This window comes from Streptomyces sp. NBC_00083 (genome assembly GCF_026343295.1).
Lineage (GTDB): Bacteria > Actinomycetota > Actinomycetes > Streptomycetales > Streptomycetaceae > Streptomyces.
Map to the genome: position 1 here is coordinate 1 of NZ_JAPELY010000002.1, position 23,589 is coordinate 23,589.

Below are 23,589 nucleotides of genomic sequence, written 5' to 3' on the forward strand. Positions count from 1 at the left end.
TTAATTCGACGCAACGCGAAGAACCTTACCAAGGCTTGACATATACCGGAAACGGCTAGAGATAGTCGCCCCCTTGTGGTCGGTATACAGGTGGTGCATGGCTGTCGTCAGCTCGTGTCGTGAGATGTTGGGTTAAGTCCCGCAACGAGCGCAACCCTTGTTCTGTGTTGCCAGCATGCCCTTCGGGGTGATGGGGACTCACAGGAGACTGCCGGGGTCAACTCGGAGGAAGGTGGGGACGACGTCAAGTCATCATGCCCCTTATGTCTTGGGCTGCACACGTGCTACAATGGCCGGTACAAAGAGCTGCGATGCCGCGAGGCGGAGCGAATCTCAAAAAGCCGGTCTCAGTTCGGATTGGGGTCTGCAACTCGACCCCATGAAGTCGGAGTTGCTAGTAATCGCAGATCAGCATTGCTGCGGTGAATACGTTCCCGGGCCTTGTACACACCGCCCGTCACGTCACGAAAGTCGGTAACACCCGAAGCCGGTGGCCCAACCCCTTGTGGGAGGGAGCTGTCGAAGGTGGGACTGGCGATTGGGACGAAGTCGTAACAAGGTAGCCGTACCGGAAGGTGCGGCTGGATCACCTCCTTTCTAAGGAGCACAGCACCGTCTGCAGACAAATGTTCTGCACGGTCAGCTCATGGGTGGAACGTTGACTATTCGGCACTCTTGGTCAACTCGGGCCGCTAGTACTGCTCTTCGGAGCGTGGAAAACGGATCGGGGCGATGGAGAGGGCCGGGCACGCTGTTGGGTATCTGAAGGTACGGCCGAGAGGCTGCCTTCTAGTGCCGGCCCCAGTGAACTCCACTGAATGGTGGGGGTGATGGGTGGTTGGTCGTTGTTTGAGAACTGCACAGTGGACGCGAGCATCTGTGGCCAAGTTTTTAAGGGCGCACGGTGGATGCCTTGGCACCAGGAACCGATGAAGGACGTGGGAGGCCACGATAGTCCCCGGGGAGCCGTCAACCAGGCTTTGATCCGGGGGTTTCCGAATGGGGAAACCCGGCAGTCGTCATGGGCTGTCACCCATACCTGAACACATAGGGTATGTGGAGGGAACGAGGGGAAGTGAAACATCTCAGTACCCTCAGGAAGAGAAAACAACCGTGATTCCGGGAGTAGTGGCGAGCGAAACCGGATGAGGCCAAACCGTATGCGTGTGATACCCGGCAGGGGTTGCGCATGCGGGGTTGTGGGATCTCTCTTTCATCAGTCTGCCGGCTGACGAGGACGAGTCAGAAACCGTTGATGTAGGCGAAGGACATGCGAAAGGTCCGGCGTAGAGGGTAAGACCCCCGTAGCTGAAACATCAACGGCTCGTTTGAGAGACACCCAAGTAGCACGGGGCCCGAGAAATCCCGTGTGAATCTGGCGGGACCACCCGCTAAGCCTAAATATTCCCTGGTGACCGATAGCGGATAGTACCGTGAGGGAATGGTGAAAAGTACCGCGGGAGCGGAGTGAAATAGTACCTGAAACCGTGTGCCTACAAGCCGTGGGAGCGTCGCTGTATGTGCTTGCACATACAGTCGTGACTGCGTGCCTTTTGAAGAATGAGCCTGCGAGTTAGCGGTGTGTAGCGAGGTTAACCCGTGTGGGGAAGCCGTAGCGAAAGCGAGTCCGAATAGGGCGACATAGTTGCACGCTCTAGACCCGAAGCGGAGTGATCTAGCCATGGGCAGGTTGAAGCGGCTGTAAGAGGTCGTGGAGGACCGAACCCACCAGGGTTGAAAACCTGGGGGATGACCTGTGGTTAGGGGTGAAAGGCCAATCAAACTCCGTGATAGCTGGTTCTCCCCGAAATGCATTTAGGTGCAGCGTCGTGTGTTTCTTGCCGGAGGTAGAGCACTGGATAGGCGATGGGCCCTACCGGGTTACTGACCTTAGCCAAACTCCGAATGCCGGTAAGTGAGAGCACGGCAGTGAGACTGTGGGGGATAAGCTCCATGGTCGAGAGGGAAACAGCCCAGAGCATCGACTAAGGCCCCTAAGCGTACGCTAAGTGGGAAAGGATGTGGAGTCGCAGAGACAACCAGGAGGTTGGCTTAGAAGCAGCCACCCTTGAAAGAGTGCGTAATAGCTCACTGGTCAAGTGATTCCGCGCCGACAATGTAGCGGGGCTCAAGCGTACCGCCGAAGTCGTGTCATTCCAGCATATAGGGCCAACGCCTGCTGGGATGGGTAGGGGAGCGTCGTGTGCCGGGTGAAGCTGCAGCGGAAGCTAGTGGTGGACGGTTCACGAGTGAGAATGCAGGCATGAGTAGCGATACACACGTGAGAAACGTGTGCGCCGATTGACTAAGGGTTCCTGGGTCAAGCTGATCTGCCCAGGGTAAGTCGGGACCTAAGGCGAGGCCGACAGGCGTAGTCGATGGACAACCGGTTGATATTCCGGTACCCGCTTTGAAACGCCCAATACTGAATCAGGCGATGCTAAGCCCGTGAAGCCGTTCCGGACCCTTCGGGGAAAGGAAAGTGGTGGAGCCGGTGACCCAGACTTGTAGTAGGTAAGCGATGGGGTGACGCAGGAAGGTAGTCCAACCCGGGCGGTGGTTGTCCCGGGGTAAGGGTGTAGGCCGTGCAGCTAGGCAAATCCGGATCGCACATATAAGGCTGAGACCTGATGCCGAGCCGATTGTGGTGAAGTGGATGATCCTATGCTGTCGAGAAAAGCCTCTAGCGAGTTTCATGGCGGCCCGTACCCTAAACCGACTCAGGTGGTCAGGTAGAGAATACCGAGGCGTTCGGGTGAACTATGGTTAAGGAACTCGGCAAAATGCCCCCGTAACTTCGGGAGAAGGGGGCCATCACCGGTGATGAGATTTACTCTCTGAGCTGGGGGTGGCCGCAGAGACCAGCGAGAAGCGACTGTTTACTAAAAACACAGGTCCGTGCGAAGCCGTAAGGCGATGTATACGGACTGACGCCTGCCCGGTGCTGGAACGTTAAGGGGACCGGTTAGTGACCTTTCGGGGTTGCGAAGCTGAGAACTTAAGCGCCAGTAAACGGCGGTGGTAACTATAACCATCCTAAGGTAGCGAAATTCCTTGTCGGGTAAGTTCCGACCTGCACGAATGGCGTAACGACTTCTCGACTGTCTCAACCATAGGCCCGGTGAAATTGCACTACGAGTAAAGATGCTCGTTTCGCGCAGCAGGACGGAAAGACCCCGGGACCTTTACTACAGTTTGATATTGGTGTTCGGTTCGGCTTGTGTAGGATAGGTGGGAGACTTTGAAGCGGCCACGCCAGTGGTTGTGGAGTCGTCGTTGAAATACCACTCTGGTCGTGCTGGATGTCTAACCTCGGTCCGTGATCCGGATCAGGGACAGTGTCTGATGGGTAGTTTAACTGGGGCGGTTGCCTCCTAAAGAGTAACGGAGGCGCCCAAAGGTTCCCTCAGCCTGGTTGGCAATCAGGTGTTGAGTGTAAGTGCACAAGGGAGCTTGACTGTGAGACCGACGGGTCGAGCAGGGACGAAAGTCGGGACTAGTGATCCGGCGGTGGCTTGTGGAAGCGCCGTCGCTCAACGGATAAAAGGTACCCCGGGGATAACAGGCTGATCTTCCCCAAGAGTCCATATCGACGGGATGGTTTGGCACCTCGATGTCGGCTCGTCGCATCCTGGGGCTGGAGTCGGTCCCAAGGGTTGGGCTGTTCGCCCATTAAAGCGGTACGCGAGCTGGGTTTAGAACGTCGTGAGACAGTTCGGTCCCTATCCGCTGCGCGCGCAGGAACATTGAGAAGGGCTGTCCCTAGTACGAGAGGACCGGGACGGACGAACCTCTGGTGTGCCAGTTGTCCTGCCAAGGGCATGGCTGGTTGGCTACGTTCGGAAAGGATAACCGCTGAAAGCATCTAAGCGGGAAGCCTGCTTCGAGATGAGTGTTCCCACCTCCTTGAGAGGGTAAGGCTCCCAGTAGACGACTGGGTTGATAGGCCAGATGTGGAAGCCCGGTAACGGGTGGAGCTGACTGGTACTAATAGGCCGAGGGCTTGTCCTCAGTTGCTCGCGTCCACTGTGTTTGTTCTGAAGCAATGAACTCCCGCATGCCCTTTGGGTGTGTGCTGGTCGAGTTCAACTTCATAGTGTTTCGGTGGTCATAGCGTTAGGGAAACGCCCGGTTACATTCCGAACCCGGAAGCTAAGCCTTTCAGCGCCGATGGTACTGCAGGGGGGACCCTGTGGGAGAGTAGGACGCCGCCGAACAAATTTTGGGAAAAGCCCCGCACCAGACCTTCAGGGTCGTGGTGCGGGGCTTTTCTGCGTTTAAGGTCGAACCATGCGCTACGACCTCATCATCTTCGACAACGACGGCGTGCTCGTCGACAGCGAGCCCATCTCCAACACGATCCTCGCCGGGTATCTCACCGAGCTCGGCCATGCCACCTCGTACGAGGATTCCCTCCGCGACTACATGGGCGCCGCAGTCCACCGCGTCCACGACCTCATCCAGGAGCGGACCGGGCGGACGCTGCCCGAGGACTTCGACGAGACGCTGCACGCCCGGATCTTCGCCGCGTTCGAGCGGGAATTGCAGCCCGTCCCGGGCGTCACGGACGTACTCGGGAAGCTCGTGGCGGACGGGGTGCCGTACTGCGTGGCGTCGTCCGGGAGCCATGAGCGGATCCGGGTGGGGCACCTCAGGACCGGGCTCGACGAATGGTTCGAGGACGAGTGGATCTTCTCGGCGGAGGATGTCGGGCGCGGTAAGCCGGCGCCCGACCTGTTCCTGCACGCGGCCGAGCGGATGGGCTTCGCGCCCGAGCGGTGCGTCGTCGTCGAGGACAGCCGGCTCGGGGTGGAGGCGGCGCGGGCCGCGGGGATGGACGTGTACGGGTTCACGTCGATGACGCCGGCCGAGCGGCTCGCCGGGGCCAACGGCTACTTCGGCGACATGGGACAGCTGCTCGGATTGCTCGGGTGATCCATCTACCCAGGGGTAGGTAACGGCCCTAGGCTGTGCGGCCATGACAGACGCACGCCTGCGGCACGGCAGGGCGTCCCTGGCGGTGAGCTTCTTCGCGCAGGGCATGGCCTTCGCCCTCCTGGTGACCCGAATACCGGCGATCCAGGACCAGTACGGGATATCCGACGGGCTGCTGCCCGTCTTCCTCGCGGCCGTGCCGATCCTCGCGGGGGCCGGCAGCGTCTGCACCGAGCAGCTGATCAAGCGGGTCCGCCCGAGCGTGGTGCTGCGGTTCGCCCAGCCCGCCGTGCTCCTGGCGCTGCTCGGCGCAGGTGCGGGCGGGCAGATGTGGCAGGCCGCGCTGTCGCTCGGCGCGTTCGGGCTCTCCGTGGGGGCGCTCGACGCGTCCATGAACATGCTGGGGGTCAGCCTCCAGCGCACGTACGGGCGCAGCATCATGCTCGGGTTCCACGCCTCGTACAGCCTCGGCGGGATCGGCGGGGCCTCGCTGGCGTGGGCGGGGGCGCACTGGCACCTGTCGCTGCTCGCGTCGTATCTGCCGGTCGTGGCCGTGCTGCTGCCGGTGTGTCTGGTCGCGAGCCGGTGGTACGTGGACGGGGAGCCGGCCGCGGAGGTGGCGACCGGCACGCCGGGGGGCAAGCCGGTGGTGTTCCGGCTGCTGTTGCCGCTGTGCCTGGTGATGAGCTTCGCGTACATCGGGGACTCGACCGTCTCCAACTGGAGCGCGAAGTACCTCCAGGACACGCTGGGGAGCTCCGAGCAGCTGTCGACCGTTCCGTACAACGTCTACATGGTCACCACGCTGCTCGGGCGGGCCGCGGGGGACTTCGGGGTGCGGCGGTTCGGGGCGGCGGCCGTGGTGCGGTTCGGGACGGTGCTGGCGGCGGCCGGGTTCGGTGTGGTGGCGCTGGCACCGGGGCCCTGGGTGGGGATGGCCGGATTCACCCTGCTGGGGTTCGGGCTCTGCGTGATCGTGCCGCAGACCTTCGCCGCGGCCGGGCGGCTGTTTCCGGACAGCAGCGACGCGGCGGTGGCCCGGCTCAACATCTTCAACTACGTGGGGTTCCTCGTCGGGTCGCCGCTCGTGGGCGCGCTCGGGGACGCGTGGAGCTACCGCGGGGCGATGCTGGTGCCGATGGTCCTGGTGCTGCTGACGCTGGTGTACGCCCGCTCGTTCGGCTCGGCGGGCGCCCGATACGGTGGCGGACATGAACGGCCGCGCACTGTTGATGTGGGATGAAGCTGTCACGCGCTACGACTTCGGGTCGAGCCACCCGATGGATCCGGTACGGCTCGCGCTGACCATGGGTCTGGTGCGGGCGTACGGGCTCGACCAGCGGGTCGACGTCGTTGCCGCGCCGGCGGCCGGCGATTCCACGCTGCGGCTCGTGCACCGGCAGGACTACGTCGACGCCGTGCGGGCCGCGTCCGCCGACCCCGCGGCGGCCGACGCGGCGTACGGGCTGGGGACGGTGGACGATCCCGCGTTCGCCGGGATGCACGAGGCGTCCGCGCTCATCGCCGGGCAGTCCGTCGCGGCGGCCGAGTCGGTGTGGGCGGGGGAGGCCTCGCACGCGGTCAATTTCGCGGGCGGGCTGCACCACGCGATGCCCGGCGGGGCGGCCGGATTCTGCGTCTACAACGATGCGGCGCTCGCGATCGCGCGGCTGCTCGAGCTGGGGGTCGAGCGGGTCGCGTACGTGGATGTGGACGTGCACCACGGGGACGGGGTGCAGGCGGCTTTCTGGGAGGACCCCCGGGTTCTGACGATCTCGCTGCACGAGCATCCCCGGCTGCTGTTCCCCGGGACGGGGTGGCCGGAAGAGACCGGTGCGGACGGGGCCGGCGAGGGTTCGGCGGTCAATCTCGCGCTGCCGGCGGGGACGGGGGACGCGGGGTGGCTGCGGGCGTTCCACGCGGTGGTGCCGGAGCTCATCGCTGATTTTCGGCCACAGGTGCTCGTCACTCAGCACGGGGCCGATACGCACTTCGAGGACCCGCTGGCGCACCTGGCCGTCTCGCTCGATGCGCAGCGGGAGGTGCAGGCGGCGTGCCACGCGTTGGCGCACGAGTACGTCGAGGGGGCGAAGTGGGTCGCGTTGGGGGGCGGGGGGTATGCGGTGGTGGACGTGGTGCCGCGGTCCTGGACGCATCTGGTGGGGATCGCCGGGCATGCGCCCGTCGACCCCGAGTCGGTGATTCCCTCGTCCTGGCGGGACGAAGTGTTCGCGCGTACGCGGCAGTTGGGGCCGGGGCGGATGACGGATGGGCGGGCGGTGTCGTGGCGGTCGTGGGATGCGGGGTACGACCCTGCGGACCGGCTCGACCAGGCGGTGCTCGCGACGCGCCGATCGGCCTTCCCGCTGCGGGGCCTCCTCCCCTGACCCCGTTTCACGCCTCGACCCCGCTCGTCCTCAAACGCCGGACGGGCTGAAGATGCTCGGGGTCAGCACCCTGCCAAGGTCGACTCACCTAGGGGCGCGGGGAACTGCGCGGGACGCGAGCACGGTCTGCAGCCGAAGGCGGGGTTGCCTGGGGCTCCGCCCCAGACCCCGTTTCACGCCTCGACCCCGCTCGTCCTCAATCGCCGGACGGGCTGAAGATGCTCGGGGTCAGCACCCTGCCGAGGTCGACCCACTTGGGGGCGCGGGGAACTGCGCGAGTCGCGGGCACGGTCCGCAGACGAAGGCGGGGTTGCTGGGGCTCCGCCCCAGACCCCGTTCGCGCCCGAAAGGCGCTCGTCCTCAAACGCCGGACAGGCTGAGGTGGCCCGCACGGGCCGGGGCCGAACAGCCGGACGGGGCGAAGGGGGCCCCCGGGCCGGAGTCGAGCAGCAGGGCGGGCTGAAGGGGGCCCCACGGGCCGGGGCCGACCAGCCGGGCGGGCTGAAGGGGGCCCCACGGGCCGGGGCCGAGCAGCCGGACGGGCTGAAGGGGCCCCCACGGGCCGGAGTCGAGCAGCCGGGCCGGGTGAAGTGCTCGGGGGCGGCGTCCTGCCGAGGGCGGCCCTCCCAGGGGCGCGGGGAACTGCGTGGGCCGGGCGGTGCTCCCCGGGGGCGGCGGGGTGCCGGGTCTGCCGGGGTGCGGGCGTTACGCCAACTGTGGGGAACGCGGGCGAAATTGGGGCGGGCCCGGGTGTGCTGCGGGAGCATCGTCGGGTGTTGAGCATCGGGGCGCTGCGGGCGCATCTTCTGGCGGCCAGGCTGGCCGGGCCGGTGGCCACCTCGCGGGAGGAGAGCCTGCGCAGCTACCGGCTGTTCGCGGCCCGCGACCCCCGTGTCATGCTCGGCCTCGACCCCGAATGGGGCTGGGGCGAGCGGGACTTGCTGCGGCTCATGGCCGACAAGTGCGGGGTCAGCGACGACCCGGGCCATGTGAGCGGCCCCGATGTCATCGACCCCGAGCGGACCCTGGCGGGGCTCGACGCGTTCGCGGCCCGGCTCGGAGAGGTGGCGGCGCGGCGGGGCGCGGTGTTGCTCGGGACCGGGCATCCGCACCGGCTCCTGGGGTTCTACGCCGCGCTGGCGGACGCTTTGTCGGCGGCGGGATGCCCTGTCCTCACCCCCGCGCAGGGTAGCTCTGTCGACATAACGACCCGGTTCGGCGTACGTACGTACAACCTTGACTACGTACGGGGAGTCGCGTTGGTGCGGGAACCCGGCGCGCGGGGGGCCGGGAGTCAGACCGGCGCGCACTCCCATTCTCCGCTCCCGGTTCGGCTGGCCCTGGGGGCCTCGGCGGGGCGCTCCGGGCGGGTTCCCGATCTTGTGATCGGGGACCATGGATGGGTCTGCGGAGCAGGTCAGCTCGGTATTGAGGCGGTCGGCCTGGCGGACACGGACGACCCCGCGCTGTTCGTCGGCGAGGCCGAGGGGAGAGTGGCCGTGGCCGTTCCGCTTGATGACGCCGTGCGGTCCGATTACTACCGGCCGCTTACTCGCTATGTACTCAATCGAGCGTGTCTGTCACAGTAGGCGGCCGTCCGGGGCTCCTCTTCCCCACTCGCACCACCCGCCCCTAGTCTGGGGAGTGAGCGCACAGCGACGTTGAGTCACCGGAGGGGAAGCCGGTGCGCGTTCGGTGCGGAAGGTACAGGTGGGTCATGACTGCTGGGAGTGACAGGCCTCTCAACGAGGTCAAGTTCCTGACCGTGGCGGAAGTCGCCTCGGTGATGCGAGTGTCGAAGATGACCGTGTACCGCTTGGTGCACAGCGGTCATCTGCCGGCGATCAGGGTGGGCAGGTCCTTCCGGGTCCCGGAGCAAGCAGTTCACGAGTATCTCCGCGAGTCCTTTGTGGGGGTGGAGACGGCCTGAAGGGAGCTGCGCGTTCCCCTCGGATTACGTCCCTCACTCGGCGGCAGGTAGGCTAGGCCGACGTAGGTCGTGTGGGCCCAGACGCCCCGCACCAAGTGAGAAGAAGTGAGCGAGGGTAGTCGTGGGCTCTGTTATCAAGAAGCGGCGCAAGCGGATGGCCAAGAAGAAGCACCGCAAGCTGCTCAAGCGCACGCGCGTTCAGCGTCGCAACAAGAAGTAAGCGAACGCAGTTCGTGAGATCACAGCCCTCCCGCCGCATTGTCGGCGGGAGGGCTGTGGCGTAGCCGGACACGGATTTTTTGGGCACCGATTCCCGGGTGCGGATTCCCGGACGCGATTTCTCGGCCAAGCGCGCGTACGGGACCGCCGCCGTGCTCCCTCCAGCCGCTACGGTTGCGGGCACAGGCGGTAGGGGCGTACCGAAGGCCGAAGGAAGGCGCTGATCTTGGGGAAGGTCGTGCTCGTCACTGGAGTGGCCCGGCAGCTGGGGGGCCGTCTCGTGCGGCGCATCCAGCGGGACCCCGAGGTCGACCGGGTGATCGGGGTCGATGTGGTCCGGCCGGGCCATCGTCTGGGTGCCGCGGACTTCGTCCAGGCGGACATCCGTCAGCCGGCCATCGCGAAGGTGCTCGCCGAGTTCGGCGTGGACACCGTGGTGCACATGGACGTGACCGGGACGCCGCTCGGCTCGGGCGGCGGGCGCACCTCGGTCAAGGAGACCAACGTCATCGGCACGATGCAGCTGCTCGGCGCCTGCCAGAAGTCGCCGACGGTCAAGCGGCTCGTCGTGAAGTCGAGTACCAGCGTGTACGGGTCCGCGCCGCGCGACCCCGCGGTGTTCACCGAGACGACGCCGCCCAAGTCGCTGCCGAGCGGCGGGTTCGCGAAGGACGCCGTCGAGGTCGAGGGGTATGTGCGCGGCTTCGCCCGGCGCCGCCCCGACGTCGCGGTGTGCGTGCTGCGCTTCGCCAACATCCTCGGCCCGAGCGCCGATTCGCCGCTCGCCGAGTACTTCTCGCTGCCGGTCCTGCCGACGGTGCTCGGCTACGACCCGCGGCTCCAGTTCGTCCATGAGGACGACGTGATCGACGTGCTCCGGATCGCCGCGGGCGAGGCCCGGCGCGGCACGCTCAACAGCGGCACGTTCAACGTCGCCGGTGAGGGCGTGCTCCTGTTGTCGCAGTGTTCGCGTCGGCTCGGACGGCCCACGGTGCCGGTGCTGCTCCCCGCGGTGCGCTGGGTCGGGACCGCGCTGAGGACGGTCGGGGTGACCGACTTCTCGCCCGAGCAGATTCGTTTGCTCACCCACGGCAGGGTGGTCAGCACCACCGAGATGCGCGAGACACTGGGCTACGAACCCAAGTACTCGACGGTCGAGACGTTCGCGGACTTCGCCCGGAGCCGGGGGCCGGGCCTGCTGCCGCCCGACGCGCTGGCCAGGGCGGTGGACCGGGTCGCGGACCGGGTGGCCACCGGGGCCACCACCCCTTCGAACGCGGAATGAGGAGCGCACCAACGATGGCGGACGCCAAGGTCATCCCGTTCGACGACGACCGCTCGCGCCAGGGCGCGCAGCGGCCCGGTCGCAGGCGCCCCGCAGCGGGCCGCCGCAAGGCCGAGCAGGGCAGCCCGCAGGTCCCGGGCCCCGCGGCCCCGGTCAGTGCCCTGCCGGGCCCGCAGGGGGCCGCGGAGCACCCTTCCGGAGGGCGGGGCCCCGCATCCGGCGGGCCGAGCCGCGAGGAGGCCTCCGGGGCGGAGGACCGTACCGGGTCGACGTCCGGCGCCGGCGAGGGCGCGCCCGCCGAGCGGGGCGGCGCCGGCTGGGAGGAGCGGATCGCGGGCGGCCTGGCGTTCCTGCGGCGGCGGATCACCGGCGAGTACGACGTCGACGAGTTCGGCTACGACGAGGAACTCACCGACCAGGTCCTCATGTCGGTCCTGCGGCCGTTCTACGACAAGTACTTCCGGGTCGAGGTGAAGGGCGTCGAGAACATTCCCGCCGAGGGCGGGGCGCTCGTCGTCGCCAACCACTCCGGGACGCTGCCGCTCGACGGCCTGATGATGCAGGTCGCCGTGCACGACCACCACCCCGCCGGGCGCCATCTGCGGCTGCTCGCGGCCGACCTGGTGTTCATGCTGCCGGTCGTCAACGAACTGGCCCGCAAGGCCGGGCACACGCTCGCCTGTTCCGAGGACGCGCAGGCGCTGCTCGAACGCGGCGAGGTCGTCGGCGTGATGCCCGAGGGGTTCAAGGGCATCGGGAAGCCCTTCGGCGAGCGGTACAAGCTCCAGCGCTTCGGGCGGGGCGGGTTCGTGTCGACCGCGCTCAAGGCCGGCACGCCCATCGTGCCGTGCTCGATCGTGGGGGCCGAGGAGATCTACCCGATGATCGGGAACTCCAGGACGCTGGCCCGGCTCCTCGGCATCCCGTACTTCCCGATCACGCCGACGTTCCCCTGGCTCGGCCCCGCGGGTCTGCTGCCGCTGCCCACGAAGTGGACCATCCAGTTCGGCGAGCCCATCCCGACGGACGGATATCCGCCGGAGGCCGCCGAGGACCCGATGCTGATGTTCAACCTCACCGACCAGGTGCGCGAACAGATCCAGCACACGCTGTACAAGCTGCTCGTGCAGCGGCGGTCCGTGTTCTTCTGAGGGTCCTTCTGAGGCCGGTTCTTCCGATGCCCGTTCCTCGGCGGCCCGTTCCTCACTGGGCGCGCCGAGTGCGTCCTAGGCGTACGTGAAGGGAGGGGCCGGGTTGTCCGGCCCCTCCCTCCTTCACGTCTTCACGCAGGTACGCGTCTGGCGCTCCGGCTACTCCGCCTTGTCCGCGTCGATGCCGAGGCCCGGCAGCAGGCCCGGCAGGAGCGGGGGCAGGGTGACGTCCGGGACCGGGGGCTTGGCCACCTTGCCCGACGGGGCCGGCGTACCGCTTCCGGTGCCCGGCTCGAAGAGGCCGCCCGTGTTGCCGCCCAGGAGGCCCTCGTCGGAGGGCGAAGTGGAGGGCTGCTGCGGCTTTCCGCTGGTGGCGGGGGCGCCGTGCCGGGAGGACGAGGACGAGGACGGCGCGGACGGGTGGCTCGTGCCCGGGGTGCCGGGGTGCGAGCCGTCCTGCCGGGTGTGGGTCTTGGACGACGTCTTGGGCAGCAGCGACTGCAGCGGCCCGACCTCTTGGTCTATGGCGGTGAAGACCGAGTTCACCTTGTCGCCGACGTCGGTCAGCTGTGCGGGCAGCTTGCCCCGCAGCTTGCTCCAGCTTTCGCGGTGCGCCTGGGAGAAGGAGTTGAGCGCGGCGATGGCGCCGAGCGAGCCGTCCTTCGCGTACGCCTGGTGGAGCAGGCGGTGGCCCTCGGAGGCGTCGTGCTCCATGCCGCTGAGGGCGCGCCGGACCTCGCCGAGCTGCTCGTGGTCGAGGTCGCCGGAGCGGCCTCTCTCCATCAGGCGTCTCGCCTCGGAGAGCCGCGTCGAGGCCTGGTCGAGGTAGAGCTCACCCCGGCTGGCGTCGTCGTCGGCCATGCCGAGCTTGAGGTCCTCCATGCCGCGTTTCAGCCCGTACAGGGAATCACCGGGCAGGGCGTCGGAACTGGCAGCGGCCACGCCGCTGAAGGCTCCCGCGGCCACGCCGATGCTGAGTCCGCCCGCCGCAATGCCCTTGGACCAGCGGGAGCGGGGTCGCAATTTCCGGAGCGACGTCGCCCGGTGGGCGCCGCGGCCGGTCCGCTGCTCGGGCACCTGAGGGTCGGCGGCACCGCCGCCGGCGAACATGCGCTCCATCTCGGCCATGAGCAGCGCCCGCTGCTCGACCTTGACCTGCGGGTCCATCTCCGGTTTCGGCAGTTCGCCGAGCCCACCCGCCAGGGTCAACAGCCTGCCGGTCTCGGCCTGTTCGGCCGGGCCGGTCTCGGGTGTCTCCTGGTCGGCCGCCGAGGCTTCTTCCAGGGCCTGGGCGAAGGCGTTCGCCCGCCGGTGCGCCGATACGTTCGCGATCACTGGCGGCACCTCCTCTCATCATCACGGTCGACTCCCCAAGGGGCCTGGAAGGTTGCACGCCTTGAGCACATCCACACGATCGAGTGAGCGGAGCTGGACAGGGCGCGACCACAGGGAGCCTGCATCCCGCACAACGACGGACGCGGCACTTGGGTTACGGACGAAAGATGAGACGAAAGATGATCGGACCACAGCGTCATCGGGTGCTCACGGACGGTGAGTTGGACCCGCCGGAGGCGGGTCGGCGGGTGGTGACCGGACGGGGCCGGGCGATCAGCGTGCGTCGTCCGGCAGGAGCCGGGCCAGCGTACGGACGGCCCGGTACTGGAGGGTCTTGATCGCGCCCTCGTTCTTGCCCATGACACGGGCGGTCTCGGCGACCGAGAGGCCCTGCAGGAAGCGCAGGGTGACGCACTCCTGCTGCTGGGGATTGAGTTTGCGCACGGCTTCGAGCAGTGCGGCGTTGGAGAGGGACTCCAGGACGGAGTCCTCGGGGGAGCGCTCGACCTCGTTGGCGTCGAGCATTTCGCCGGTGGTCACTTCGAGCCGGAACCGGCTCGATTTGAAGTGGTCGGCGACCAGGTTGCGCGCGATCGTGACCAGCCAGGCGCCGAAGTCGCGGCCCTGCCAGGTGAAGGTGGAGATCCGGCGCAGGGCGCGCAGGAACGTCTCGCTGGTGAGGTCCTCGGCCGTCGCCTTGCCGCCGACGCGGTAGTAGATATAGCGGTAGACCGTGTCGCTGTACTGGTCGTAGAGGCGCCCGAAGGCGTCGGCCTCGCCGGCCTGTGCGCGCTCGACGAGATCCATCATGCGGGCGCTGTCGCTGTCGGCGGTGGGCCGGCGGGCGGTGGGCGTCGCGGACGTGCCCGTGCTGCGGCCGCCGCTCCGTCTACCGACCGCGGCACCACCGTCGGCCAGGGCATAGCAGGGCCCGACAGGTGTTGCGGTGGCGAAGGCAGGGGCGCCGGCGTACGCGGTGGGGACGAAGACGCGCAGGCGGTCGACGACCGCCCCGCGCAGCGTAGCCAGGCCCGAGGCGTCAACCCCGACGTGTGGGTACACGGGACTCCCAGAGGCAGAGCTTCCATCACGTGCAGTGCGGAACTGTTCACCCATCGTGGCGATGTGCGGGTTCCGGATTGCGTCTGAGGAGAATAACGCTTCGTGCAGGGAGCGCTACACCCAGTTGCTCAAATCGTCGATTCCGTCGCTTCTGTTACGTCTATGCGTCTATTCAGGGCACGCATGGTGACCGGAAGTTGATCGGGTTGCTTTCGGATCTGTCCGTGGCGGGGATCTGTTGTGGCCGGGTGCGGGCAACGGGGCAGGCGGGCCATGGGGGGTGGGCCGAAACCCCCGGATTCGAATATTCCACCGCCTTCGCCCTCCGGTAACGGACAGTCGCGACCACTTCGGCCCGGGGGTGGGTGGCGGGCTGCGACGCCGGGTGCCCTACGTCTCTAGGGGCGCGGGGAACTGCGCGGGTGCCCCAGCACGGTCCGCAGACGAAAGCGGGGCTGCTGGGGCTCCGCCCCAGGCCCCGGGATGCCCCACCCCGCCCCTTCCCGAAACCCTCCGGGGGTTATGGAACGGGCTGAGGTCCAAACCCCTGGGGCTCCGCCCCAGACCCCGTTCGCGCCCGAAAGGCGCTCGTCCTCAAACGCCGGACCGGCTGAAGAGGCCGAGGCTGGGCTCCTGCCGAGGGGAGACGGGTTGCCGGGGCCGGCCACCCTGCCAAGGGCAACCCACCTAGGGGCGCGGGGAACTGCGCGACCAGCCACGCACGACCTGCAGGCGAAGGCGGGGTTTACCGGTCCCGGCCGGTCCGCCCCGGGGGCCGGGGCCGCAGGCGCGAGCGGGGTCTGGGGTGCCGAGCCCCGGGTTCCGGGCGTGGCCGGGAGGGGCGAGGGCCGGGGTCAGCCTCGGCGGAGCCGCCCCCGCGAGGTTAGCGGCGTCGCGAGGTCAGCGCCCCGCGAGGTCAGCGGCGTCGCAAGGTCACCGCCCCCCCCCGGAGGTCACCGCCCCCGCGAGGTCACCGGCGTCGCCGATGCAGCGCCACCGCCGCCGCCGTGCCACCGGCGAGCGCGCCGACCCCGGCCGCCGCCGGGATGCCGACCTTCGCCGCCTTGCGTCCCGTGCGGTAGTCCCGCAGCCGCCACTCCCGCTCCCGCGCGTGCTTCCGCAGCTTCGCGTCCGGGTTGATGGCATAGGGGTGGCCGACCAGCGACAGCATCGGGATGTCGTTGTGCGAGTCGCTGTACGCGGCGCACCGGGACAGGTCCAGACCCTCCGCCGCGGCGAGCGCGCGTACCGCCTCCGCCTTCGCGGGGCCGTGCAGCGGCTCGCCCACCAGGCGTCCCGTATAGACGCCGTCGACGGATTCGGCGACCGTGCCGAGCGCCCCGGTCAGCCCGAGCCGTCGCGCGATGATCGTGGCCGTCTCGACCGGTGCCGCCGTCACCAGCCACACCTTCTGCCCGGCGTCGAGGTGCGCCTGGGCGAGGGCCCGGGTGCCGGGCCAGATGCGGTCGGCCATGTACTCGTCGTAGATCTCCTCGCCGATCGACATCAGCTCGGAGACGCGGTGGCCCTTGACGATGGAGAGCGCGCTGTCGCGGGCGTCCTGCATGTGCTCGGGGTCCTCGACCCCGGCCAGCCGGAACCAGGCCTGCTGCCAGGCGAAGCGGGCGAGTTCGCGGCGCTGGAAGAACTGGCGTTTGTAGAGGCCCCGCCCGAAGTGGAAGAGAGCGGCGCCCTGCATCACGGTGTTGTCGAGGTCGAAGAAGGCGGCGGCGAGGTCGTCACCGACGACGGGAAACTCGGGCTCCGGGGGCGCGGACGCCTCGTCGGAGCCGGCCTGCTCGCTCGCCCGTGCTGCCAGTTCGGCCAGCTCCGCCAGTTCCTGCGACGACTTGCGGGCTGCCTCGGCTGCGGCCTCGCCGGCCAGCACGCTGCGTGCTGTCGCCGAGCGCCTACGAGGGGTGAGCCATCCCAGTGCGGCCATGCCGTGAGCATAGCCAGTCCGTTTGTGAGTGCCGGACGCGCCGGGGTGCGATGGCGTGAACACTGCGGGGCCGTCGCGTAAATCGCCGGGCCGGGCGGCGGGGGCTGGACAATGGACGGTATGAGTCCCTTGCTGCGACGTACGAGGAAGCCGGGCGGGAACCCCGCGGACCGGGTGGTCACGCTGATCGGGAAACCCGGCTGTCATCTGTGCGACGACGCCCAGGAGGTGATCGAGGCCGTGTGCGCCGAGACGGGCGCGACCTGGGAGAAGAAGGACATCACGCAGGACGAGGCGCTGCACAAGGAGTACTGGGAGCAGATCCCGGTGGTCCTGGTCGACGGCGAGCAGCACACCTTCTGGCGCGTGGACCCCGCCCGCCTCAGGGGCGCGCTGGCCGGCTGAGCTCCCGCGCGGTCCGGCGCGGTCCCGCCGCGGCGGGCGGGCGGTCCCGCCGAAGTACCGCGCGGTCCCGCCGGGGCCCGTGGGTCGGCCGCGGGCAGCGGTCCGCTGAACAGCCAAATGAGGGGTATCGCGATGGTTGCGGTTACCATCAGGGTCGTTTTGCTGTGGTTCGGGGGTATCGCTGTGAGGAGAGTGTGCGGCTTTGCCCCCTTCGGGTCCTGAACGGACCGACCCCCGCTGCGGTTCCGCGATTCCCGCGCCTTCTTGCGTGAGCCCGGTCACTTTGCTCGGACAAAGCGGACACCATCTTTGTGCACGCGTTCACAAAGACATAGCCTGCACTCGACGGGGCGGCCTTGGGACATGTGGCCGCCTGCAGCCCCGCTCATCCCGCAGGAGCACCGTGGCAACTGGCCGAACTCACCGACCGGCGACCCGAAGCCGAGGAATCCCCGAGGCCACCGTCGCCAGGCTTCCGCTGTATCTGCGAGCGCTCACCGGACTCTCCGAGCGCTCCGTGCCGACGGTCTCCTCCGAGGAACTCGCGGCCGCCGCGGGGGTCAACTCCGCGAAGCTGCGCAAGGACTTCTCGTACCTCGGCTCGTACGGCACCCGCGGTGTCGGGTACGACGTCGAGTATCTCGTCTACCAGATCTCCCGGGAACTGGGTCTGACCCAGGACTGGCCGGTTGTGATCGTCGGTATCGGTAACCTCGGCGCGGCCCTCGCCAACTACGGCGGCTTCGCGTCGCGCGGATTCCGCGTCGCGGCCCTGATAGACGCCGACCCCGCGATGGCCGGGAAGCCGGTGGCCGGGATGCCGGTGCAGCACACCGACGACCTGGAGAAGATCATCAGCGAGAACGGCGTCTCGATCGGGGTCATCGCGACCCCCGCGGGCGCCGCCCAGCAGGTCTGCGAGCGTCTCGTCGCGGCCGGTGTGACCTCCATCCTGAACTTCGCGCCGACCGTCCTGTCGGTGCCCGAGGGCGTCGACGTGCGCAAGGTCGACCTCTCCATCGAGCTCCAGATCCTCGCCTTCCACGAGCAGCGCAAGGCCGGCGAGGAAGCCGCCGTCGCCGAGGCGAGCGCCGCGGCCGCCGCCGTCGTGCCGCCGGTGCGCGCCACCGGCAATGGCCGGAAGGGACCGGACGGGGACCTGCCCGCCGTGATGCCGGCATGAGCCTCCTGGTCGTCGGCCTCAGCCACCGCAGCGCCCCCGTCAGCGTCCTGGAGCGGGCCTCCCTCTCCGCGGACGCGCAGAGCAAGCTGCTCCACGACACCCTCGCCGCCGAGCCCGCCGCCGAGGCGGCCGTGCTCGCCACCTGCAACCGCATCGAGCTGTACGCGGACGTGGACAAGTTCCACGCGGGTGTCGCCGAGCTCTCCACGCTGCTCGCCCAGCACAGCGGCGTCGGCCTCGAAGAGCTCACTCCTTATCTGTACGTGCACTACGAGGACCGGGCCGTCCACCACCTCTTCTCGGTGGCCTGCGGCCTGGACTCGATGGTCGTCGGCGAGGGCCAGATCCTCGGCCAGATCAAGGACACCCTCGCGCTCGGACAGGAACTGCACACCGCCGGGCGGCTGTTGAACGACCTGTTCCAGCAGGCGCTGCGGGTCGGCAAGCGGGCCCACAGCGAGACCGGCATCGACCGCGCCGGGCAGTCGCTGGTCACCTTCGGCCTCGAACAGCTCGCCTCGGGCGCGCCCGTCGAGCAGTGGGCCAAGGGCAAGCGGGCGCTGGTCATCGGCGCCGGCTCCATGTCCTCGCTCGCCGCGGCGACGCTCGCCAGGACCGGCATCGACGAGGTCGTCGTCGCCAACCGCACCCATGCCCGCGCCGAGCGGCTCGTCGAGATCCTCGGCGAGTCGGGCACGGCCGCGCGGGCCGTCGCGATGGCCGATGTCGCACGGGAACTGACACGAGTCGACATCGCGGTCTCCTGTACCGGGGCCACCGGCCTCGTGCTGACCGGCGAGGCCGTCGCCCACGCGGTCGGCGAGAGCCTCACCGAGCCGGTGCAGGCCCCGCCCGCGGGGAGCGCCGCGGCCATGGGGTGTCCCGTGGACTTCCCCGGCACGGCGGCCGCGGGTGCCGCGATGGCCGGGTTCGGGGTGGTCGACGGGGCGCTCAGGGCCGACGGGGCGGCCGCCGCGACCCCGGGTGGCGACACCGACTCCCTCGAACTGCACGGGAGTTGGGCCGAGAACACCGAGCGCAGGATCACGCGGGAGCGCAGGGACATCCCCGTACCGGCCGGGCCCGTGAGGCTGGCGCTGCTCGACCTCGCCATGCCGCGCGACATCGACGCCGCGGCCCACCGGGTGCCCGGGGTGCGCCTCGTCGACATCGAGTCGCTCGCCGAGGCGTCCGCGGACGCCCCGATGGCCGCCGATGTGGACCAGGTGCGCTCCATCGTCTCCGACGAGGTCGCCGCGTTCGGCGCCGCCCAGCGGGCCGCGCACATCACGCCCACCGTCGTCGCGCTGCGCGCCATGGCCGCCGAAGTGGTGGCCGGCGAGGTCGCTCGCCTCGAAGGCCGGCTTCCCGGACTCGACGACAAGCAGCGCTCCGAGGTCACCCAGACCGTGCGCCGCGTCGTCGACAAGCTTCTGCACGCACCGACCGTGCGGATCAAGCAGCTCGCCGCGGAACCGGGTGGCGCCGGATACGCGGACGCGCTGCGTACTCTCTTCGACCTCGACCCGGACACGGTGGCCGCCGTCTCCCGGGCCGATCTGAACGACGCCGATGTCAAGAACCGAGGGCGGTCATGACCGAGAAAGCACTGAGACTCGGGACCAGGCGCAGCAAGCTCGCCATGGCCCAGTCCGGCCATGTGGCCGACGCCGTACGGCAGTTGACCGGCCGTCAGGTCGAGCTGGTGGAGATCACCACGTACGGGGACACCTCCCGTGAGCACCTCGCGCAGATCGGCGGCACCGGCGTGTTCGTCGTGGCGCTGCGCGACGCGCTGCTGCGCGGCGAGGTCGACTTCGCGGTGCACTCCCTGAAGGACCTGCCGACCGCCGAGCACCCCGACCTCACGCTCGCCGCGATCCCGCACCGCGAGGACCCGCGCGACGTGCTCGTCGCCCGCGACGGGCTGACCTTCGCCGAACTCCCGGACGGCGCCCGCGTGGGCACCGGCTCGCCGCGGCGCATGGCGCAGCTCAACGCGTACGCCCGCAGCCACGGGATGACGATCGAGACGGTGCCGATCCGCGGCAACATCGACACCCGGGTCGGCTACGTCACCAAGGGCGAGCTCGACGCGGTGGTCCTGGCCGCCGCGGGGCTCAACCGCATCGGACGCAGCGACGTCGTGACCGAGTTCCTCTCGGTCGACACCGTTTTGCCCGCCCCCGGCCAGGGGGCACTGGCGATCGAGTGCGCGGCGGCCGACGCCGACCTCGCCGCCGCGCTCGCCGAGCTCGACGACCCGTACACGCGGGCCGCCGTGACCGCCGAGCGATCCCTGCTCGCCGCCCTGGAGGCCGGCTGCAGCGCACCTGTGGGTGCGCTGGCCGACCTTCTGGCCGACGGGCAGGCTGTTCATGAGATGCGCCTGCGCGGAGTTGTCGGTACCACCGACGGTTCCTCGCTGGTGCAGCTGTCCATCACCGGTCCCGTACCCACGTCGCACGACGAAGCGATGGCCCTCGGACGCGAACTCGCGGACGAGATGCTCGCCAAGGGTGCGGCCGGTCTTATGGGGGAGCGAGCACTTTGAGCCCCACGACCCACCCCACCGCAGCCGGAAACGTCACCTTCCTCGGTGCCGGTCCCGGTGACCCCGGACTGCTCACGCTGCGCGCCGTCGAGGCGCTGGCGTCGGCGGACGTCCTGATCGCCGAGCCCGCTGTGCTCGACGTTGTTCGCGCGCATGCGCGGGCAGGTGTGGACACACCTCAGCTGACGGTTATTGACGAGGCGTCAACAAGCGCCGGGATCCCTGTGTTGCGGGACGCCGCCAATCTTGTCATGGAGGCCGCGCGCTCCGGCAGGCGGGTCGTCCGTGCGGTCTCCGGCGACCCGGGTCTCGACGGCGACGCCACCGGCGAGATGCTGGCCTGCGCCTCCGCGGGCATCCCCTTCGAGGTGGTGCCGGGTGTCGCGTCGGCGGTCGGCGTGCCGGCGTACGCCGGTGTCCCGCTGAGCGGTGCGAGCGGTGCGGACGTCCGTTTCGTCGACGCCCGTACCGCGTCCGAGCGGTGCTGGACCGAGGTCGGCGCGAGCGACGGGACGGTGGTCGTCTCCACCACCCTGGAGACCGTCGCCGCCGCGGCCGGCGAGCTGGTGTCGGCGGGCCGTAAGCCCGACACCCCGATGACCGTGACGATCGCGGGCACCACGACCCGTCAGCGGACCTGGTCCGCGACGCTCGGCTCGGTCGCCCAGGTGCTCAAGCAGGCGAAGGTGCTGCCCTCGCCGGACGGGCACCAGGCGGTCATAGCCGTGGTCGGCGAGCGCAGCGCGCCTGCTCAGCGTGATCAGCTCTCGTGGTTCGAGTCCAAGCCGCTGTTCGGCTGGCGGGTGCTCGTACCGCGTACGAAGGAGCAGTCCGCCTCGCTCTCCGACCAGCTCAGGTCGTACGGGGCCGTGCCGCACGAGGTGCCGACGATCGCCGTCGAACCGCCGCGCACGCCCCAGCAGATGGAGCGCGCGGTCAAGGGTCTGGTGACCGGACGGTACGAGTGGATCGCGTTCACCAGCGTCAACGCGGTGAAGGCGGTGCGCGAGAAGTTCGAGGAGTACGGGCTCGACGCGCGCGCGTTCGCGGGGATCAAGGTCGCCGCGGTGGGCGAGCAGACGGCGGCCTCGCTGGTCGAGTTCGGCGTCAAGCCGGACCTCGTGCCGAGCGGCGAGCAGTCCGCGGCCGGCCTCCTGGAGGACTGGCCGCCCTACGACCCGGTCTTCGACCCCATCGACCGCGTCTTCCTGCCGCGCGCCGACATCGCCACGGAAACGCTGGTGGCGGGCCTGATCGAGCTCGGCTGGGAGGTCGACGACGTCACGGCCTACCGGACCGTGCGGGCCTCGCCGCCGCCGGCCGACACCCGTGAGGCGATCAAGGGCGGCGGTTTCGACGCGGTGCTCTTCACCTCGTCCTCGACGGTGCGCAACCTGGTGGGCATCGCGGGCAAGCCGCACAACGTCACGGTCATCGCGTGCATCGGTCCCGCGACGGCGAAGACGGCGGAGGAGCACGGGCTGCGGGTGGACGTCATGGCTCCGGAGCCGTCCGTCCACAAGCTGGCGCAGGCGCTGGCGGACTTCGGTGCGGCCCGGCGTGACGCGGCGGTCTCGGCGGGCGAGCACGTCACCCGCCCCAGCGAACGCCGCCCCGGCGCGAGGCGCCGCCGCACGACTTAGCGCCGCCGCACGAGGTAACGCCGGGCCGGCCCCAACCCGGGGCGCTCCAACCCGGGGCCGGCTCCAACCCCGGGCCAGCCTCAACTCCGGGCTGAGGGTGGCCGCGCCGCGGGTGATCCGCTCGGTGCTGGGTGCCCTACGTCTTTAGGGGCGCGGGGAACTGCGCGGGTGCCCCAGCACGGTCTGCAGACGAAAGCCGGCCGGGGTTGCTGGGGCTCCGCCCCAGGCCCCGGGATGCCCCACCCCGCCCCTTCCCTAAACCCTCCGGGGGTGGGAAGGGGGGCTGAGGTCCAAGCGCCCTGGGGCTCCGCCCCAGACCCCGTTCGCGCCCGAAAGGCGCTCGTCCTCAAACGCCGGACGGGCTGAGGCGGCCGCAACCGGAACTGCGCAAGACGCGAGCACGGCCGCAGGCAAGGGCGGGGTGGGGGAGAGCCCCCTCCGCGGCGGCGTAGCGTGTACGGCATGACTGAGTACGGATCCTTCCCCGGGGCCCGGCCCCGTCGGCTGCGCACCACCCCCGCCATGCGCCGCATGGTCGCGGAGACCCAGCTGCACGCCGCCGACCTCATCCTCCCCGCCTTCGTACGGGAAGGGATCACCGAACCCGTCCCGATCCAGGCGATGCCGGGCGTCGCCCAGCACACCCTGGACACCCTGCGGAAGGCCGCCGTCGAGGCGGTCGGCGCGGGCGTCGCCGGGATCATGCTCTTCGGCGTGCCGGAGGACGAGAAGAAGGACGCGGCCGGCACGGCGGGCACCGACCCCGACGGCATCCTCCAGGTCGCCATCCGCGCCGTACGCGAAGAGGTCGGCGACGACCTGGTCATCATGTCCGACCTGTGCCTGGACGAGTACACCGACCACGGCCACTGCGGCGTCCTCGACGAGCAGGGCCGGGTCGACAACGACGCCACCCTGGAGCGCTACGCGGAGATGGCCCAGGTCCAGGCCGACGCCGGCGTCCACGTCGTGGGCCCCTCCGGCATGATGGACGGCCAAGTCGGCGTCATCCGGGACGCGTTGGACCAGACCGACCACGAGGACGTGTCGATCCTGGCGTACACGGCGAAGTACTCCTCCGCGTTCTACGGCCCGTTCCGCGAGGCCGTCGGCTCCTCCCTGCGCGGCGACCGCAAGACGTACCAGCAGGACCCGGCCAACACCCGTGAATCCATGCGGGAGTTGGCGCTGGACCTGGCCGAGGGTGCGGACATGGTAATGGTGAAGCCGGCCGGCCCGTACCTCGACATCCTGGCCAAGGTCGCCGAGTCGGTGGACGTGCCGGTCGCGGCGTACCAGATCAGCGGCGAGTACGCGATGGTCGAGGCGGCGGCGGAAAGGGGCTGGATCGACCGGGACCGAGCGATCCTGGAAACCCTGACCGGCATCAAGCGCGCCGGCGCGAACATGATCCTCACGTACTGGGCCACCGAGGTAGCCCGAGGCCTCTGACCCCGGCCCCCACCCGGGCCACCCCGGCCCCGCCAGACCCTCCCGCCCCGCCTGCCCGCACATGAGGCAGGCGGGGCGATGCCGGAGAAGGGGGGCGGCCAGCCAC

General features: G+C 69.1%; 17 protein-coding genes and 3 rRNA genes. 17 read left to right on the forward strand and 3 right to left on the reverse strand.

The annotated features are described in order from the left end of the window. The 11 genes from OOJ98_RS16425 to OOJ98_RS16475 all read left to right on the forward strand — a co-directional run. Window positions 1–597 (forward strand): 16S ribosomal RNA (locus OOJ98_RS16425); the annotation flags it as partial. Window positions 598–881: 284 nt separating this feature from the next. Continuing rightward, window positions 882–4,011, forward strand: a 23S ribosomal RNA gene (locus OOJ98_RS16430). An 89-nt stretch (window positions 4,012–4,100) separates the two neighbouring features. Continuing rightward, a 5S ribosomal RNA gene (gene rrf, locus OOJ98_RS16435) occupies window positions 4,101–4,217 on the forward strand. 73 nt (window positions 4,218–4,290) lie between these two features. After that, entirely contained in the window at window positions 4,291–4,935 is a 645-nt protein-coding gene (locus OOJ98_RS16440; RefSeq protein WP_267055661.1) for an HAD family phosphatase, read from the forward strand. Window positions 4,936–4,978: 43 nt separating this feature from the next. Continuing rightward, complete coding sequence (locus OOJ98_RS16445; RefSeq protein WP_267055662.1) at window positions 4,979–6,178, forward strand: MFS transporter; 1,200 nt, start codon at window positions 4,979–4,981, stop codon at window positions 6,176–6,178. Next, a complete protein-coding gene (locus tag OOJ98_RS16450) occupies window positions 6,147–7,322 on the forward strand; it encodes an acetoin utilization protein AcuC (protein ID WP_267055663.1) in 1,176 nt (391 codons plus the stop codon). Before OOJ98_RS16445 ends, OOJ98_RS16450 begins: the two co-directional genes overlap by 32 nt. A gap of 773 nt (window positions 7,323–8,095) precedes the next feature. After that, the gene (locus OOJ98_RS16455) at window positions 8,096–8,911 is read left to right on the forward strand and encodes a phosphatase (RefSeq protein ID WP_267055664.1); all 816 of its coding nucleotides are present in this window, start codon (window positions 8,096–8,098) and stop codon (window positions 8,909–8,911) included. A 128-nt stretch (window positions 8,912–9,039) separates the two neighbouring features. Further along, window positions 9,040–9,252, forward strand: coding sequence for a helix-turn-helix domain-containing protein (locus OOJ98_RS16460; protein WP_162952545.1), 213 nt, complete (start codon window positions 9,040–9,042; stop codon window positions 9,250–9,252). Window positions 9,253–9,373: 121 nt separating this feature from the next. Then, window positions 9,374–9,472 (forward strand): AURKAIP1/COX24 domain-containing protein, encoded by a 99-nt coding sequence (locus OOJ98_RS16465; RefSeq protein WP_003948845.1) that lies wholly within the window; start codon window positions 9,374–9,376, stop codon window positions 9,470–9,472. Between the two features lie 225 nt (window positions 9,473–9,697). Beyond that, the gene (locus tag OOJ98_RS16470) at window positions 9,698–10,756 is read left to right on the forward strand and encodes an NAD-dependent epimerase/dehydratase family protein (RefSeq protein ID WP_267055665.1); all 1,059 of its coding nucleotides are present in this window, start codon (window positions 9,698–9,700) and stop codon (window positions 10,754–10,756) included. 14 nt (window positions 10,757–10,770) lie between these two features. Next, entirely contained in the window at window positions 10,771–11,907 is a 1,137-nt protein-coding gene (locus OOJ98_RS16475) for a lysophospholipid acyltransferase family protein (RefSeq protein WP_267055666.1), read from the forward strand. Between the two features lie 159 nt (window positions 11,908–12,066). On the opposite strand, the gene OOJ98_RS16480 is transcribed toward OOJ98_RS16475, so the two are convergent. From OOJ98_RS16480 to OOJ98_RS16490, 3 genes are all read right to left on the reverse strand, one after another. After that, window positions 12,067–13,242 (reverse strand): DUF5667 domain-containing protein, encoded by a 1,176-nt coding sequence (locus OOJ98_RS16480; RefSeq protein WP_267055667.1) that lies wholly within the window; start codon window positions 13,240–13,242, stop codon window positions 12,067–12,069. A 273-nt stretch (window positions 13,243–13,515) separates the two neighbouring features. Next, window positions 13,516–14,304 (reverse strand): ECF subfamily RNA polymerase sigma factor, BldN family, encoded by a 789-nt coding sequence (locus OOJ98_RS16485; RefSeq protein WP_053724590.1) that lies wholly within the window; start codon window positions 14,302–14,304, stop codon window positions 13,516–13,518. A gap of 970 nt (window positions 14,305–15,274) precedes the next feature. Further along, window positions 15,275–16,246, reverse strand: coding sequence for an HAD family phosphatase (locus OOJ98_RS16490; RefSeq protein WP_267055668.1), 972 nt, complete (start codon window positions 16,244–16,246; stop codon window positions 15,275–15,277). Between the two features lie 120 nt (window positions 16,247–16,366). Here OOJ98_RS16490 and OOJ98_RS16495 point away from each other — a divergent pair, with 120 nt between their 5' ends. From OOJ98_RS16495 to hemB, 6 genes are all read left to right on the forward strand, one after another. After that, complete coding sequence (locus OOJ98_RS16495) at window positions 16,367–16,651, forward strand: glutaredoxin family protein (RefSeq protein WP_267055669.1); 285 nt, start codon at window positions 16,367–16,369, stop codon at window positions 16,649–16,651. 403 nt (window positions 16,652–17,054) lie between these two features. Beyond that, the gene (locus tag OOJ98_RS16500) at window positions 17,055–17,834 is read left to right on the forward strand and encodes a redox-sensing transcriptional repressor Rex (protein ID WP_267055670.1); all 780 of its coding nucleotides are present in this window, start codon (window positions 17,055–17,057) and stop codon (window positions 17,832–17,834) included. Further along, window positions 17,831–19,432, forward strand: coding sequence for a glutamyl-tRNA reductase (locus OOJ98_RS16505; RefSeq protein WP_267055671.1), 1,602 nt, complete (start codon window positions 17,831–17,833; stop codon window positions 19,430–19,432). The genes OOJ98_RS16500 and OOJ98_RS16505 overlap by 4 nt, the downstream gene beginning before the upstream one ends. Continuing rightward, window positions 19,429–20,388 carry a hydroxymethylbilane synthase gene (gene hemC, locus OOJ98_RS16510; RefSeq protein ID WP_267055672.1) on the forward strand — a complete coding sequence of 320 codons (960 nt, stop codon included), beginning with the start codon at window positions 19,429–19,431 and terminating at the stop codon, window positions 20,386–20,388. Before OOJ98_RS16505 ends, hemC begins: the two co-directional genes overlap by 4 nt. Next, the gene (locus OOJ98_RS16515; RefSeq protein ID WP_267055673.1) at window positions 20,385–22,031 is read left to right on the forward strand and encodes a bifunctional uroporphyrinogen-III C-methyltransferase/uroporphyrinogen-III synthase; all 1,647 of its coding nucleotides are present in this window, start codon (window positions 20,385–20,387) and stop codon (window positions 22,029–22,031) included. Before hemC ends, OOJ98_RS16515 begins: the two co-directional genes overlap by 4 nt. 462 nt (window positions 22,032–22,493) lie before the next feature. After that, the gene (hemB, locus tag OOJ98_RS16520) at window positions 22,494–23,483 is read left to right on the forward strand and encodes a porphobilinogen synthase (protein WP_267055674.1); all 990 of its coding nucleotides are present in this window, start codon (window positions 22,494–22,496) and stop codon (window positions 23,481–23,483) included. Window positions 23,484–23,589 lie beyond the last annotated feature (106 nt).